At 64.9% G+C, this 14675-nt stretch carries 19 protein-coding genes; 14 read left to right on the forward strand and 5 right to left on the reverse strand.

Annotated elements, in window-relative coordinates; all coding sequences use genetic code 11:
- Both K0O64_RS05435 and K0O64_RS05440 read left to right on the forward strand, forming a co-directional pair.
- On the forward strand, positions 1–1164 hold the full coding sequence (locus tag K0O64_RS05435) for an NHL repeat-containing protein (RefSeq protein ID WP_220046194.1): 1164 nt from the start codon (positions 1–3) through the stop codon (positions 1162–1164).
- Positions 1164–1709 (forward strand): hypothetical protein, encoded by a 546-nt coding sequence (locus K0O64_RS05440; RefSeq protein ID WP_220046195.1) that lies wholly within the window; start codon positions 1164–1166, stop codon positions 1707–1709. The genes K0O64_RS05435 and K0O64_RS05440 overlap by 1 nt, the downstream gene beginning before the upstream one ends.
- 6 nt (positions 1710–1715) lie before the next feature.
- Here the strand turns inward: K0O64_RS05440 and K0O64_RS05445 are convergent, their stop codons facing one another.
- Complete coding sequence (locus tag K0O64_RS05445; RefSeq protein ID WP_220046196.1) at positions 1716–2195, reverse strand: hypothetical protein; 480 nt, start codon at positions 2193–2195, stop codon at positions 1716–1718.
- A gap of 714 nt (positions 2196–2909) precedes the next feature.
- On the opposite strand from K0O64_RS05445, the gene K0O64_RS05450 reads away from it, so the two are divergent.
- The gene (locus tag K0O64_RS05450; protein ID WP_220046197.1) at positions 2910–4127 is read left to right on the forward strand and encodes a hypothetical protein; all 1218 of its coding nucleotides are present in this window, start codon (positions 2910–2912) and stop codon (positions 4125–4127) included.
- Positions 4128–4199: 72 nt separating this feature from the next.
- Here K0O64_RS05450 and K0O64_RS05455 read toward each other — a convergent pair whose 3' ends face one another.
- A complete protein-coding gene (locus K0O64_RS05455) occupies positions 4200–5015 on the reverse strand; it encodes a mycofactocin-coupled SDR family oxidoreductase (protein WP_096310239.1) in 816 nt (271 codons plus the stop codon).
- A 166-nt stretch (positions 5016–5181) separates the two neighbouring features.
- Here K0O64_RS05455 and K0O64_RS05460 point away from each other — a divergent pair, with 166 nt between their 5' ends.
- The 3 genes from K0O64_RS05460 to K0O64_RS05470 are packed head-to-tail and all read left to right on the forward strand — an operon-like array spanning position 5182 to position 7340.
- Positions 5182–6084 (forward strand): NAD-dependent epimerase/dehydratase family protein, encoded by a 903-nt coding sequence (locus K0O64_RS05460; RefSeq protein ID WP_220046198.1) that lies wholly within the window; start codon positions 5182–5184, stop codon positions 6082–6084.
- A 20-nt stretch (positions 6085–6104) separates the two neighbouring features.
- Positions 6105–6494 (forward strand): YchJ family protein, encoded by a 390-nt coding sequence (locus K0O64_RS05465; protein ID WP_220046199.1) that lies wholly within the window; start codon positions 6105–6107, stop codon positions 6492–6494.
- Between the two features lie 51 nt (positions 6495–6545).
- Positions 6546–7340, forward strand: a complete 795-nt coding sequence (locus K0O64_RS05470; RefSeq protein ID WP_071947429.1) for a glycoside hydrolase family 16 protein — start codon at positions 6546–6548, stop codon at positions 7338–7340.
- A gap of 51 nt (positions 7341–7391) precedes the next feature.
- Here K0O64_RS05470 and K0O64_RS05475 read toward each other — a convergent pair whose 3' ends face one another.
- The gene (locus tag K0O64_RS05475) at positions 7392–7625 is read right to left on the reverse strand and encodes a hypothetical protein (protein WP_220046200.1); all 234 of its coding nucleotides are present in this window, start codon (positions 7623–7625) and stop codon (positions 7392–7394) included.
- Between the two features lie 83 nt (positions 7626–7708).
- On the opposite strand from K0O64_RS05475, the gene K0O64_RS05480 reads away from it, so the two are divergent.
- Positions 7709–8299, forward strand: a complete 591-nt coding sequence (locus tag K0O64_RS05480; RefSeq protein WP_071947427.1) for a DUF4232 domain-containing protein — start codon at positions 7709–7711, stop codon at positions 8297–8299.
- A 15-nt stretch (positions 8300–8314) separates the two neighbouring features.
- Here K0O64_RS05480 and K0O64_RS05485 read toward each other — a convergent pair whose 3' ends face one another.
- Both K0O64_RS05485 and K0O64_RS05490 read right to left on the reverse strand, forming a co-directional pair.
- Entirely contained in the window at positions 8315–8944 is a 630-nt protein-coding gene (locus K0O64_RS05485; protein WP_220046201.1) for a hypothetical protein, read from the reverse strand.
- Between the two features lie 216 nt (positions 8945–9160).
- Entirely contained in the window at positions 9161–10159 is a 999-nt protein-coding gene (locus tag K0O64_RS05490) for a GlxA family transcriptional regulator (RefSeq protein WP_220046481.1), read from the reverse strand.
- A gap of 321 nt (positions 10160–10480) precedes the next feature.
- Here K0O64_RS05490 and K0O64_RS05495 point away from each other — a divergent pair, with 321 nt between their 5' ends.
- From K0O64_RS05495 to K0O64_RS05525, 7 genes are read left to right on the forward strand one after another with little or no spacing between them, the layout of a single operon-like run.
- Positions 10481–11011, forward strand: a complete 531-nt coding sequence (locus tag K0O64_RS05495) for a DUF1097 domain-containing protein (RefSeq protein WP_071947424.1) — start codon at positions 10481–10483, stop codon at positions 11009–11011.
- Positions 11011–11748 (forward strand): nitrile hydratase subunit beta, encoded by a 738-nt coding sequence (gene nthB / locus K0O64_RS05500; RefSeq protein ID WP_071947423.1) that lies wholly within the window; start codon positions 11011–11013, stop codon positions 11746–11748. The genes K0O64_RS05495 and nthB overlap by 1 nt, the downstream gene beginning before the upstream one ends.
- Positions 11745–12365: a nitrile hydratase subunit alpha gene (gene nthA, locus K0O64_RS05505; RefSeq protein WP_220046202.1), complete on the forward strand. Its 621-nt coding sequence runs from the start codon at positions 11745–11747 to the stop codon at positions 12363–12365. Before nthB ends, nthA begins: the two co-directional genes overlap by 4 nt.
- Complete coding sequence (locus tag K0O64_RS05510; RefSeq protein WP_071947421.1) at positions 12362–12685, forward strand: nitrile hydratase accessory protein; 324 nt, start codon at positions 12362–12364, stop codon at positions 12683–12685. Before nthA ends, K0O64_RS05510 begins: the two co-directional genes overlap by 4 nt.
- 19 nt (positions 12686–12704) lie before the next feature.
- Positions 12705–12929, forward strand: a complete 225-nt coding sequence (locus tag K0O64_RS05515) for a CbtB domain-containing protein (RefSeq protein ID WP_071947420.1) — start codon at positions 12705–12707, stop codon at positions 12927–12929.
- Positions 12920–13741, forward strand: coding sequence for a CbtA family protein (locus K0O64_RS05520; protein ID WP_071947419.1), 822 nt, complete (start codon positions 12920–12922; stop codon positions 13739–13741). The genes K0O64_RS05515 and K0O64_RS05520 overlap by 10 nt, the downstream gene beginning before the upstream one ends.
- A gap of 58 nt (positions 13742–13799) precedes the next feature.
- A complete protein-coding gene (locus tag K0O64_RS05525; protein WP_071947418.1) occupies positions 13800–14663 on the forward strand; it encodes a L,D-transpeptidase in 864 nt (287 codons plus the stop codon).
- Positions 14664–14675: the final 12 nt, after the last annotated feature.

Below are 14675 nucleotides of genomic sequence, written 5' to 3' on the forward strand. Positions count from 1 at the left end.
GTGGGTTTCCTTGCGTTCGGTGGTGGTGCTGGAAACACAGTTCATGGCGACGCTTGGCAGATTCTTGGTGCCGACCACCCTGGCCCGGCCTCCGTCGCGCACCACGGTCGACGTCACCAAGAAAACGCCAAGGAGGGCACCGCAGTCTGTGCGCAGACATTTTCGCTGACCAAGGACAAGGGCATGAGAATCTCGAAGCTCGCACTGAGGGGAACCGCGGCCCTCGCCCGGCGCTGTGCGCATGAACCCCACTCGACACCGACGTACCACCGTCTGATCGCACTGCTTTTCGTGCTCGCAGTTGGCGTCACCGGATGCAATCACGCGTCCGCCCCGTCGAGGCTGAGCGAGGTGCCGGCTCCGGCGCCCATCCAGTCAGTGCTCCCTTTCTCGGACCTCAATGGGCCCTACGATGTCTCTGTCGATGCTGAGGGCAACGTGTTCGTGTCCGATGTCGCCGCGACCAGGAACGGATCCAATCGCGTGCTCGAGTTACCTGCCGGCTCGACTACCCAAAAGCTATTGCCGTTCACGCGCGCCACCGTGATGGCTGATCCTTCCGGCCAGGTATGGGTCCTTGATGGCGGGCAGGAGCCGAGCAGACTGGTGAAGCTGGCGCATGGAGCCGACGAGCAGACCGTGGTGCCGCTGCCCAATCTTGGCAAGTGGAGTGCGATTCGGGCGGTGGACGACGCAGGCACTGTTTACGGCGTGAACGACGGCGGAGTGGACTCGGGTGGCGGATGCTGTCTGCCCGTTCAGGTGGCCAAGGCGGCGCCCGAGTCGAAAACACCGGAACTGTTGCCGTTCCAGCACATGAACCTAGTCGCGGGGATGGCTCTCGACGCCGCAGGCAACCTCTACGTCGGAGACGGCCAGGGCAAGCGTGTGCTGAAGCTTGAACCGGGGGCGAGCAGTCCGTCGGTGGTGCCGTTCCCCGGCCTCAACGGCGTCATTGCCATCGCCGTCGATGCGAAAGGTGCGCTGTATGTGATTGATGCACAACGGGATCGGATACTGAAACTCAACCCCGGATCGGACACGCCAACGGTGCTGCCGTTCACCGGACTCAAACGTCCCGTCAGCGTCGCTGTCGACGCCAAAGGCGCTGTATACGTAGCCGATGACGGCAACCGCCGCATCGTCAAGCTCGAGGGAGTCTGATGTTCACCCGAATCCTGTTGGCCACGTTTATGAGTGCTGCGGCCGTCACGGCCCTCACGGGCTGCCAGCGACCGAGCTCTCCGCCGCCGGTGATCACCGCGACGAGCGAAGCTCCGGTCAGCGCAGCACCTACCGGCGCCGCGCTGACGCGCCAGGCGTGCGAATTGCTTACTCCGGAAGTCGCCAAGAAGTACGCGGGCGCTGACGCTCAGCGTCAGCTCTTTTTCGACGCCACACCACCACTGCCGGTGGGCGACGACGGCTGCTACTACACCGGCAGCACACGCGAGGTTTCCGTTCTGATCTACCCGATGCCGACCGACCCCACCGCGCCCGTCAACCATTTCCATGTGATCCGCGCGGACAACCGCGTTGAGGGCGTCGAGTTCGAGGCTTATTGGTTCGGCCCGGCCGAAAGCATCGTGGCGGTAAAGGACGGACTGTTAATCGGCATCAAGGTGGCGCAGATCATTGGGGCGTGGACCGATCAGGACCGCGCTGACGACATCGAACTCGCCAACGAGGTCGTGCCGCGCTTTGGTTGAGCAGAGCTATTGCGGATAGCCCAGACTCCAGCCCCGGTACGTCGCGCCCGACCCAACATGGGGACTCGGCAGGATCTGGATGTTGTGCCCGTCGCCGTATCCACGCTTGAGTCCTTGGACGCCGCCAGAGATGTATGTCCCGTCCCCGCGCGCAATATCGATGTGCGCGCCATAGGGGCTCTTACTGAAGACGAGCGCTCCCCGCGGGGCATCCATGGCGGTGTGGATCTGACCCTGTCGAAGCAGTGTTTGGTACATGGTTTCGGCGGCGCCGTCCCAGCCGTACTTGGCCTGCGGCACGTCGTAGGCGTAGGCCACAAAGGCTTCACATCCGTATGGACCGAACGCGTCTGTGCCCAGCGCACTTTCGGCCTTGGCGATGGCCTCCTCCGCTCCGGGTATGGCTTCGGCGTGCGCGCCGGGTGCGAAGAGGAATGCCGCGGCAAGCAGCGTGGCGCACAGTGAAAGACAGATACGGGCGTTCAATCGTGGCTCCGTTCCCGACTTGCACGTTGGCCTGGTGGGGCGGCTATGACCCGATCGGCTTGAGCGAGCCTTCAAGGCTCGTACCAGACAAATTAATGCATCATTCAAGTATTCGTCAGGTACCCGTCGCCGGGCCGTTGAAACTCCGGGCAGCCGACGTCGCGCGGTGGCCGGCCCGTCACGCATCCTCCCGATTCCGACTGCTCGCAGTCGAGCATCTCGCCATCTGGACGCGTCGCGCAACCAATTTCCGGCCACTCAGCAAACTCGACAATGAATGCATGTCGGTTCAGGGGAACGGCTTGGCCCGACGGGGCGTCCAAGCCTGCGTGTGCGCCGCGCTCACCGTGGCGACGGTCGCGGCGCCCGCTGCGCGGTCCGTTAGGCGCGCAAACATTTGAAAAATTACATAAGCACAGTTAGGCTACTGAAAAGTAAGTTAGGACACACTCGCAGCAAACTTGTTATCTTACCCACAGGTAAGATAACAAGTGGAAAGCGGTAGCTGGTCAACCCCTGCCGTTCACGCACCGGCAACGTGTCGGCACGGTCAAAAAGTACGTGAACTGCGCGTTCCCGGCACCGATTCAGAATGTAGCGCAGCTATCTGAGTTGCTTTCCAGGCGAACAAAAGTTTCCGGAACCCCTTATTACCGACGAGTAAGTTGGGGTACGTTCTGACGCCAGGGGGCCAACTTGTGTCGAAGGAGAGTCATGAACGCTGCTGTTCGTCCGTACGCCACCGCTGGTGTTGCGCTTGTGGGAGCGAGTGTCATCGCGATTTCGCCGCTGGCGCCGCCGATGCCCGACCTCCAGGCTGTGCAGCGCTCGGTATCGTCGGTCGGCGTCGAGCTCAGCGCCGCGGTGAACCCGATCGAGAACTGGATTCAGGTTTTCCAGAGGTCCGCAGCAAATCTCGGTGCAATCGGCCAGCAGATCGGTGACAGTCCCGCCCCGATCCTCAAGCAGATCGTTCTCAACCAGATGGCCGCCTTCGAGGACTTGAAGACGCGGTTCGACTCCAACGCGACCGTCGTCAAGCAGATCCTCGACGGCGCCCCGAATACGATTGCCACCGCTCGCGGCCAGCTCCAAAGCGGCAACATCGTCGGTGCCTTCGACACCTTCAACAACCAGATCGTGATCCCACTGGCATTGGCGGGCGTCACGGCCATCTCGGATCTGACGCGTCCACTGGTCAGCACGGTGAACAACTTCGCCAAGGCGTTCGCCACACTGCCGGACTCGGTGTTCCAGATCATCCTGCCGATGACGTTCCCGCTGGTGTCGACCATCAACGCCGCCGTGCAGGCTACGCAGGACCTCTACGACGGAGTGGTCGCCGGCGACCCGGCTGCCGTCGTCAACACTCTGGTGAATCTCCCCGCGAACCTGGTCGATGGCTTCCTGAACGGTTCGGGAACGATCCTCGGATTCATCAATGCCCCGGGCCTTCTGACGCCCTACGACCCGAACTTCGGGTTCCTGGCCAGCGGACCGATCGCCAGCCTGATCGCACTGCGCGACGTCATCGCCCAGGCCATCGGAGCCCCCGCCCCGCCCACGGCTGCCATCAGTGCGGCCAAGGTGCCCGCCGCCGCCACGACGGTCACCCTGTCGACCGCCCCGCAGGTTGACGGCACGGCGTCGAGCGCCAAGGGTGCCACCAAGGCGGCGTCGGAGAGTGCCACCGACACCACCGAGGCGACTGCTGAAGCGAGCGAATCCTCGACTGGCGGAACCGGTTCCACCACGGCCAGCACCAAGGCCACCCCGGCCGTGACGGCCGCTTCGGTGACCGATTCGGCCACCGGCGGTTCCGATTCCTCGTCGAGCGACACCAAGGCGGGATCGTCCACCGGCGGCAAGGCCGGCTCCGGCAAGAAGGGCTCGACGGCCAAGTCCGCGAGGTCCGCGAAGGCCGGCAAGTAAGTTCGACCCGACAGCGTCAGTCGGCCCCGACGAGGGTGGGGCCGGCTGGCGCTTCGGCGTTGATGTGGACTGTCAGACTTTGTTGAGCAGGCCGGCGTCGACCGGCACAACGGTGCCCGTGACGTAGCGCGCCTCGTCAGAGGCGAGCCACGCAACGGCATTCGCGACATCGCGCGCCTCGACATAATCGACCGGGATCGCGTTCTCCAACGCCCGCGCCATGACCGGCTCGTACTTCTTGAGCATGCTGAGGTCACCGTTGTTGGCCATCGGTGTGGCGACCGTCGTCGGCGCCACGCTGTTAACGCGAATGTAGTGCGGCGCAAGATAATTTGCGTAGGTGCGCATGATTCCGATGACGCCGTGCTTAGCGGCCGTGTAGCCGAGCATCCCGCCGGAGACCACGGGAGTGCCGGTGAGGCCACCGGTCGAGCTGGTCAGGATGATGGAGCCGCCCCGATCCTGGGTGAGCATGGTCGGCACCGCCACGCGCACGGTGTTCCACACGCCCTTCATGTTGACGTTGACGACGTCATCCCATTGCTCGTCGTCGGTGCTCTGCCCGCCAGGGCCGATCCCGGCATTGGCGACGACGATGTCCACTCCACCGAGCTGGGCCGCCCCGTCGTCGAACGCCTTCTGCAGCGCAGGGAAATCCACGACGTCGGCCTGGTGCGCCACGATGCGTCGGCCCAGGGACTCAACCTGCCGCACGGTCTCGTCCAGGTCGTCCGGTTCCGACATCTTGTAGACCACGGTGGGGTACTGCGCGCACACGTCGATCGCGATGATGTCCGCACCCTCCTCGGCAAGGCGCACCGCATGCGCGCGGCCTTGGCCCCGGGCAGCCCCACTGATGAATGCGACCTTGCCGTCGAGCTTGCCCATGATTGCTCCTGTTCGGATGGGTGCCGGCCTGTTCCGAGGCTGGACGCTCATAGTTTGAGCGACTGCTCAGCATTCTGCAAGGACCAAATCGGTCGCCCCGGCGGCCTCCATATCGGCACTGGGACAAATCGCTGTCAGGACCGGTTGGCCTGCCTACCATCAGCCGATGCGCGGATCCAAGATTTTGATCACCGGTGCGAGCGGCCAGGTCGCTGTCCCTGTCGCGAAAGCTTTGGCGGCCGACAACGAGGTGTGGGGCATCGCCCGCTTCACCGACCCCGCTGCACGGGACCAGCTCGAGAAGTCCGGTGTCCGGTGCGAGGCCGTCAATATGGCGGCCGGGGACTTCACCGGACTGCCCTCCGATTTCGACTACGTCCTCAACCTGGCGGTGGCCAAGAGCGGGCGCTGGGACAAGGACATGGCGGCCAACGCGGAATCGGCGGGCCTTCTCATGGCGCATTGCCGAAGCGCGAAGGCGTTCCTGCACTGCTCATCCGGCGCCGTCTACGATCCGCCGGATGACGAACTACGCACGGAGCGAACGGTTCTCGGCGACAACCACAAGCCCCTGCTGCCGACGTATTCGATCACCAAGATCGCCGGGGAGGTCGTCGTCGCGACCATGGCGCGCGCCCTTGGCGTCCCGACCACGATTGCGCGGCTCAACGTCCCCTATGGGGATAACGGTGGATGGCCGCTCTTCCACATGGACATGATGCTCGGCGGCATGCCCATCCCCGTTCCGCCCGGCGGGCCTGCCGTCTACAACCCGATTCACGAAGACGACATCATCGCGATGATCCCCAAACTCCTTGAGGTGGCCTCGGTTCCGGCGACCACCGTCAACTGGGGCGGTGACCAATACGTCAGCCTGCAGGAGTGGTGCACCTTTCTCGGCTCGCTCGTCGGCAAGGAACCGGTATTCGAGGAGACCGAGCAGACGCTGCGCGGAAACCCGTTGGATGTCACCAAGATGCATGAGCTGATCGGGACCACGACGGTGGACTGGCGCGATGGAATGCGAAGGATGGCAGCCAAGTTCCACCCGGAGCTGGTCGGCGCCTAGCCGATTGCCACACTGAGAGGGTGCGGCCCATCGATGCGTGCCCCTGTGGTTCCGGTTCAGCGTTCGGTGACTGCTGCCTGCCACTGCACCGCGGCGAGACGCACGCGACCACCGCCGAACAGCTGATGCGCTCCCGCTACAGCGCCTACTTCGTCGGCGACCTCGACTACGTGTGGCGGACGTGGCATCCGAAAACTCGGCCAAGCGCGATGACCCCGGACCACGGATTGACGTGGGTCGGGCTGGAGATCGTCGACACGCTCGACGGTCAACCGGGTGATGAATCCGGCGAAGTCGAGTTCCGGGCGCAATACCGAGACGGCCACCAACCTGGGATGTTGCACGAGCGTTCCCGCTTCGCCGTGCGCGCCCGTCGGTGGTTCTATGTCGACGGGGACATCTTCGGCTGACAAATCCGCGCCTTCGGGCGGTGACTGCTTTATGGTCGAGCCGTGCCCGAAATGGACCGCCGAAGCATGATGTTGATGTCGGGACTAGGCCTGCTGGCCGCTGCAATCCCGCTCCCGAGCGCCCAAGCGGAAGCGCCCTACCTGTTCCAGGACGACTTCGACGGACCGGCGGGGTCGGCGCCGAATCCCGCGAATTGGTCGATCCAGAACTGGCAGGACGACGTGTGGCCGCCGGTCGAGAGCCAGTACCGCGACGACCGGCGCAACGTTTTCCTTGACGGAAACTCCAACCTCGTACTGCTGGCCACGCATGAAGACGACCAATTCTTCAGCGGGAAGGTGCGCGGTAATTGGCGGGTGCCGATGGGCCACACCTGGGAGGCGCGGGCCAAGCTCGACTGCCTGACCTCGGGAGCGTGGCCGGCTTACTGGGCGGTCAACGAAGACCCGCTGCCCGACGGCGAGGTCGACATCTTCGAGTTCTACGGCAACCGCAGTTGGGCCCCGGGCACCACGGTCCACGCCGCATCGAACGGCAAGACATGGGAAAGCAAGTCGATCGCCGGGTTGGTCGACGGCGCATGGCACACCTGGCGGATGCGCTGGGACGCCGACGGGTTCAAGTTCTGGCGTGACTATGTCGACGGCGCGAAGCCGTACTTCACGGTGCCGCCGAAGCCGATCCCGGTCCACGGCAACCCCACTGACCTGCGCTGGCCGTTCAACAACCCCGGCTATTGGATGGCGCCGATGTTCACATTGGCGGTCGGCGGGCCCGGCGGCGGTGATCCGTCGCTGGGCACCTGGCCGGCGGCGATGCTCATCGACTGGATCCGCATCTGGTAGCGGCCCGACCAGCTCGGAACGATTGCGGCGCTTGACCACTCACCGACGTCCCTAGGGTGCGCCGCCCTCCGGATGGACGACGCCTGCTTCGTGCGCTCCCGGTATTTCCGGCATCTCGTGCCGACCACCGCCGGAACGGCGCTGCAGGAACCACACCAGCGCGCCTGCCGACACGATCGCGCCCACGATGATCGTCGGCCACATCAGTACCTGCGCCAGCCAAACCCGCCGCTGAACTTTTACGATGCGTTTCTCGGCGTGCCGAAGTCGGGCCAGCTTGCTCATGCGTCCTCTAATGCCCACGATCAGTTGCCGGAAAACCGGCCGATTTGGAATCGGTAGCGCCGCCAACGGCGTGTGATTGCGACATGACATCCGCACGAACCGCACTACTTCTGCTGACGGCTGTTCTGCTCGCCGGTTGTTCGACCGAGCGGACCCCTCCGGCGGCGTCGACCACAACAGCGCCGGCGACCACGACGGTGACGGCGGCAACGCCGCCACCGACTGCGCCGGCCACCGTGACGGTGACCGCCACCCCGAGCTCGCCGCCGCAGTCGGCCCCGACGGCCTCAGGTCAGTGCGCCGGCAATGACCTCACCGTCACCGCTGGACCCCTGGAGTCCGCCGATACCCAACGTCGCGTCACCGTGTCCTTCACGAACGTATCCGCACGACCCTGCACGCTCGTCGGCTATCCCGGAGCCGACCTCGTCACACCCGCCGGTGGCGTGCTGATCAATGTGCCGCGTCGTCCTGCCAATGCGGCACACCGCCTCACCCTAAACCCTGGTGACACCGCTACCGCCGACGTCTCGGCTTCCGCTATCGACGCCACGACCGGCAAGGCGTGTCCGCGGTGGGGCGCCTTGGTCGTTACCGCGCCGAATGACACTGTGCCGCACGCGATGAGCGTCGACGTGCCGATCTGCGACGCGACCGTCAGCTCGGTCGATTGAGACGGCGCGGTCGGGCTACTGGCAGCCGCCGACCGGCGTGGTGACCAGCAGGTTGTCGCCACCACTGGCGTCGGCGTGCGAGCCGCAGAGTGCAGTGGCCTCGTTGTTGTTTCCGTTGCCCGCGAAGGCTGTACTGCCGCTGCCGTCGGCGATAGCCTGGTTGCGGTCGCCGCCGCTCACCGAGGCGGTGCTGCCGTTGTTTGCATCGGCAATGTTGAGCTTTCCTCCGGAAACCGTTGCCGTGCTGCCATTTTGAGCCTGCGCCACGGTGAAGATGCCGTCCTGGGCGGTCGCGGTACTGTCGTTGTCGGCGCTGGCGAAGTTCAGGATCCCGCCAGTGGCAGTGGCCGTGCTGTTGTGGTCGGCAACCGCGATATTGAAGAAACCACCGCCGGCGTGCGCACTACTGCCCGCCCCTGCCACCGCGAAGTTGAAACCCGGATCCGAAGTCGCTGTGGCACTGCCGGACTGGACCACGGTGCGGCCGTTGAACGACAGGGCGAAGTCCTGACTCGGTTGTGGTTCGTCAGCAGCGCGAGGGCGCGCGGCGGAAAGCTGACTGCGCGGCCCCGCCTTGGGCTTGTCGTTCGACGATGTCTGTTTCTGCGCACCGCCAGTGGCGCTGCCGTCGGACGGCGAGGCCAAGGCGACGGGCGCACCGATACTGAGCGCTATCAGCGGTCCGCCGACACAGACCGCACAAACCTTTGCTGTCGACGAGGGGCTAAAGCTCGAATTCACAACGAGATCCTTAATTGCCGAGGTAGATCCCAACCCGGCTGTGACTGTAGTCACGAGTTGACGCATAAGCAAATACCAACACGGTTGCTGTGTTGCATTCAAGCCGCTAGTTGGGCACCGCTAACGGTGGATGCCGGTCGTGCGAAATCGGCTTCGGTAGGAGCTCGGGGAAACCCCCAGTGCACGGCGGAAAGTACGCCGCATCGTGTCGGCCGACCCGAATCCGGCCCGCCGGGCGACCGCCTCCTGTCCGTGATCCCCGGTCGCCAGCAATACCTTCGCCGCCTCCAGCCTGGCCTGCTCGACGAACCGCGCCGGCGTAAGCCCGACTTGATCATGGAACATGCGAACCAGATGCCGCTCGCTCACGGCAGCACGTTCGGCCATCGCAGCCAGCGAGTGATCGGCCCCCGGGTCGGAGACCACGGCGTCGAGTATTTCGCGGAGGCCGCGCGATACCGGCAACGCCGATTCAGTCCACACGCTGAATTGCGCCTGACCGCCCGGGCGCTGGAGGAACACCACCATCCAACGCGCTACCCGCCGGGCGACGTCGGCGCCGTAGTCGCTCTCCACCATCGCCAGCCCGAGGTCTACACCCGCGCTGATTCCCGCTCCGGTGACGAACGGGCCATCCTGGACGAACAACGAATCCGGGTCGACTTCGACGTGCGGATAAATCCGGGCCAGCTCCTGGCAATGCGCCCAGTGCGTGGTCGCGCGCCGGCCGTCGAGCAACCCCAACGCCGCCAGGACGAATGCTCCGGTGCAGACCGTGGCGACCCGGCGGGCCCGGGGGGCCAGTTCGCCCACCATCTCCAACGCCGCCCCCACCACGTCGGGTGTCTGCTCTTCGGGAATGTCGTGCTCGCCCGGCGTGAAGTTGAAGTCGGGCGGCACACCGCCCGGAACGATCAGCGTGTCGAACCGCTCTGGCACATCGGCCAGCGGCATGTCGACTTTGAGCGTCACGAACGACGTCGTATCGACGGCATCGCCGGTCAACGACGCCAAGATCACCCGGTATTGCGCGCCAAAATCGTTGGCGCGCGCGAAGATCTCCAACGGCGCCGCGACGTCTTGCAGCGTTACCTTGTCGTACAACGCGAACACGACGATCTTGGGCGTCGTGGATCCCGGCGCGTTCGCGGGCCGGCGCCCCGCGGCCGGTGGCCGCTGTGATCTCTGCTCGTCCGACTCCCGGTGCTGTCCTCTCGTGACCCCATCCGAGGTGAAGTCAACGTAGCGGCACTCCGGCCCGGCGGCAACGCGAACGCACCATCAGCGCCTCGACGTCCGAAATTGCACGATTCATGTCCGGACCTGACGGGCAGAGCAATGACGCTGTAACACCGGCGAAACCGGCTGGGGCGAAGGTGAATTCACCGTACTCCGCTCCGATGTCGAAGCGGGTGATCACCCTTTCGAAGAAGGTGTGCCATGGATTCTCGGACAGCCCTGACGCTGAGCATCGGCGTGCTCGGCGGCGTGGCAGTCGCATTCACTGCCGAAGTCATCACCGTGCCCATCTGGGTGGTCTTCCTGGCCTGGGCTTCGTTCTTCTTTGTCGGCGGCGGTGTTGCCGGCTGGATTCGGTCGGTGTCATCGAACCTCGTCGGCGTGGTGATCGCCTCGGCCAGCCTCTATGCCGCCTATCTGATGGGTGGCAGCCTGCTGGTCACCGCCATCGCGGTGGGTGTCGGCAGTGCGGTGATGGTGCAGGCGTCGTGGGTACCGCTGCTGGCCACCACGCCCGCCGTCGTCGTCGGATTCGCCTCCACCGTGTCGACGGTCGCCGGGCGAGGCAACGACATCACCGTCACGACCATCTCGCACCCCGGCCTGGTCGCTGCCGTGGCCTGCATCCTCGGAGCATCGTTCGGGCTGCTTTCCGAATATCTGGCGACCGCGATGACGAAGAAGCCGGCCGTCGACACCGCACCCCCGCACACGGAAGGAAGCCCAGCCTGATGAAACTGCAGCACTATCTCGGTGGCCTCGAAGGTCTGCCCGAGCCGTTGACCCTGGAGAAGCGGGTCTTTGTCGAGGAGTGGGAGAAGCGCATCTTCGGCATCCATGTCGCGATGATGGGGTTGTCGAACCATCTCGGCGCGGCCCTGCCTGGCTATCCCATCGACGAGGTGCCCACCGCGTTCAAGGACGAGTGGACCTGGGCCGACCTGCGTACCGGCGCCGAGGCGATGAACCCCTTCGACTACTTCAAGTTTCGCTATTACGAGAAGTGGTTGGGTGGCATCACGCAGTTCTTCATCGACAAGGGCTATGTCACCGAAGAGGAACTCGCCCAACGGATCACCGCGCTCGCTCCGGATGCCGAGGCCGACGTCGTGCCCGCGATCGACGATCAGGTGATCGCCTACCTCCGGCTCGGCGACAGCCCGCGCCGCGATGTGGCACACCCGAAATTCGCGGTCGGAGAGGACGTTCGGATCACCAATGTGCCCGCCGACGCCCACAGCCGTCTGCCGGGATACCTGCGCGGCCGGGTGGGCACCGTGGAACGCGTATTCGAGGGTGACTACGGCTACTTCACCCACACCGGCGACGGGATCGGTGATCCGATGCCGATCTACATCGTCGAATTCGACCCTGCTGAAATCTGGGGCGCGCGAGCCGAAGGCGGCCCACTGAAGCTGTACGCCGAACTATTCGAAGCCTATCTGGCACCCATCGAGGAGGAATCATGACCGGCCAGTTCGCCTATCCGCCCGACCGCGAAGAGGCCAGTGCCAAGAAGGCGGCCGCACTCGAGGCGTTGCTGATCGAGAAGGGCGTCATCACACCGCAGACCGTGGACAAGGTGCTGGCCTATTTCGAGACGGAGATGACGCCGCTCAACGGCAAAAAAATCGTCGTAAAGGCCTGGACTGATCCAGAATTCGCCGCAAAGGTCGTCGTGGACACCCCCGCGGCGGTCGCCGAACTGGACCTGCCCGAAGGTATGGCCGGCGCCGAAGGTGAGCACCTGCAGGCGGTGGCCAACACCGCCGGAGTGCACAACCTGGTGATTTGCACGCTGTGCTCCTGCTTTCCGTGGCCGGTGCTGGGGCTGCCCCCGTACTGGTACAAGGACCCGACGTTCCGGTCCCGGGCCGCCCGCGAACCGCGCAAGGTGCTCGCCGAGGTCGGGCTTGAGTTGCCGGCCGATACCGAGATCAAGGTGTGGGATTCCAGTGGTCACTCGCGGTGGTTCGTCATCCCCGAACGCCCCTCTGGGACAGAGGATTTCACTGACGAGATGCTGATGGTTCTGGTCACCACCGAGTCGATGATCGGTGTGGCGTTGGCGGGGCAAACGTCATGAAGCTGCACGACACGTGCACCACCGATCAGGCTGCACCGCAATTCGACCACGAGTGGCAGCGACGCGCGTTCGGATTGGCGCTCGCGCTCTCGGAGTTCCGGCATTATCCGTGGAGCGAGTTCCAGGAGACGCTCATCGCGACGATCGGGGAGTGGGAGCGCATGCCCGAACCCGAACGGGGGCAATGGGAGTACTACGACCACTGGGTCGCGACCCTCGAGAAGCTCGTCGATCGCCACGAGTTGCTCACCGCGCCGATACTCACCGACGCCAATGATCACGCACTTGCCCACGACCACGACCACGACCACGACCACTAGAACTGCGAGGAGACCTGAGATGAACGATGCCAACCCCACCCTCGGTGTGCCGCGCGTTGATATGCGGGCCGCCGCCGCAAGTCTCGCCGCCCCGCTTCGGTTGACTGTCCTGACGCTGCTTGCGCTGATCCTCTACTACTTCGTCGGCTATGACCAGGGCGCGGTGTCGGTGTTCGGTTCGGACACCCACATCCACGAGTTCTTGCACGACGCACGTCACCTGCTGGGGTTCCCGTGCCACTGAACGCCGAATTGCCCGCTGCGATACGGTATCTGGCGCCAGGGGTGGCAGGCGGCATCGTCTGCTTCGCCTTCAGCCGCGTGCTGATCGAGCCGTTGATCGGGGCAGCGGTGGAGTATGAAGCAGCCCGTGAACACGCCGAATCTCGGCTTGCCGGAGACGCTCATGAGCACGGTCATGAACTCTTCAGCCGCTCGGTGCAGGAGAACCTCGGTGCCGCAGTGGGAATCATCGCCTTCGCCGTCACGATGGGGGTACTGTTTGCGTTGTCCTACAGGGTGATTCGTACCGCGATCGAACGGCGTGGTGGCACGGTTGATCCCACCGGATTGGCGCTGCTGGTGTCGGCGGGGATGTTCGCGGCGATCGCGCTGGTGCCGAGCCTGAAGTATCCGCCGAATCCGCCCACTGTCGGGGTGGAAGAGACCATCGGAGCGCGAAGTTCGGCGTTCCTGACCATCACCGTCATCTCCGTGCTGGCTGCATGCCTGGCGGCAGCGGTCGGGCTGGCGTGGTCGCGGCGGCGGGGGACGTGGCCGGCGACGGCGATGGCAGTCAGCGGCTACCTGGTCGCGATGTTGGTGGCCTGTGCGTGGTTACCCGGCTTCCGCGAAGTTCCCGGACCGATCAGCGGGCCCGACGGAATCGTGATCGACGGATTCCCCGCGCAGGTGCTGGCCGATTTCCGGACCTATTCTCTGCTGAACCAGGCCCTGCTGTGGGCGACGATCGGCGCCACCTGGGCGTGCCTGTCGGCGCTGGCCACGCGTCGCGGCGAGAGCTCGACGCCGGCGGCGGTGTCGCTTCGGCACTAGCTCCACCTGCGCACGGCGGCGCTGTGCAACACTGGCTTCCAGCCGATGGGAGGAAGCAATGGTGGGCTGGGCTGGGAGAACTCGCGTCGCCGCACTCAAGGCAGCCGAGTTGGTGTCGATAGTCGGTGTGATGTTCGCGGCGAATGTGGTTCCCGCACTGGCAGATCCGGATCCGGCTGCCCCCGGTCAGGACCCGGCGCCGTTCGTCGGTGCCGCGCCGTTCGGGCCACCCAGGATCGCACCCGCCAACGGCTCGACGGTCGGCGTAGCCCAGCCGATCATCATCGACTTCCCCGGATTGGTCGAGGACGCCGGCGCCACCGAAAACGCCATCCACGTCTCGTCGGTCCCGCCGGTTCCCGGCAAGTTCTACTGGATGACCCCGACGCAGCTGCGCTGGCGTCCGCTGAGCTTCTGGCCCGCGCACACCACGGTGACCGTGGACGCCGGCGGCACGATCTCCAGTTTCCGTACCGGGGACACCCTGCTGGCGACCGCCGACGACGCCACCCATCAACTGACGGTCACCCGCAACGGAGTCGTGGAGAAGGTCATCCCCATGTCGATGGGCATGGCCGCCGGGGGCCACCAAACCGCGAACGGCACCTACTACGTCCAGGAGAAGATGCCCTCGGTCGTGATGGACTCCTCGACCTACGGGGTCCCGGTCAACTCCACATACGGATACAAGACGACCGTCGAACTGGCCGTCCGATTCGACGACAGCGGAAACTTCGTGCACAGTGCGCCGTGGTCGGTCGACGATCAGGGTAAGCGCGATGTCAGCCACGGGTGCATCAACATCAGCCCGGCCAACGCGCGATGGTTCTACGACAACTTCGGCGCTGGCGACCCGATCATCGTGAAGAACTCCACCGGCACCTACACCAGGGTTGACGGTTCCAGCGACTGGCAGCGTTGATCCGTATCACGG

The sequence above is a fragment of the Mycolicibacterium pallens genome (assembly GCF_019456675.1).
Taxonomy (GTDB): Bacteria; Actinomycetota; Actinomycetes; order Mycobacteriales; family Mycobacteriaceae; genus Mycobacterium; species Mycobacterium crocinum.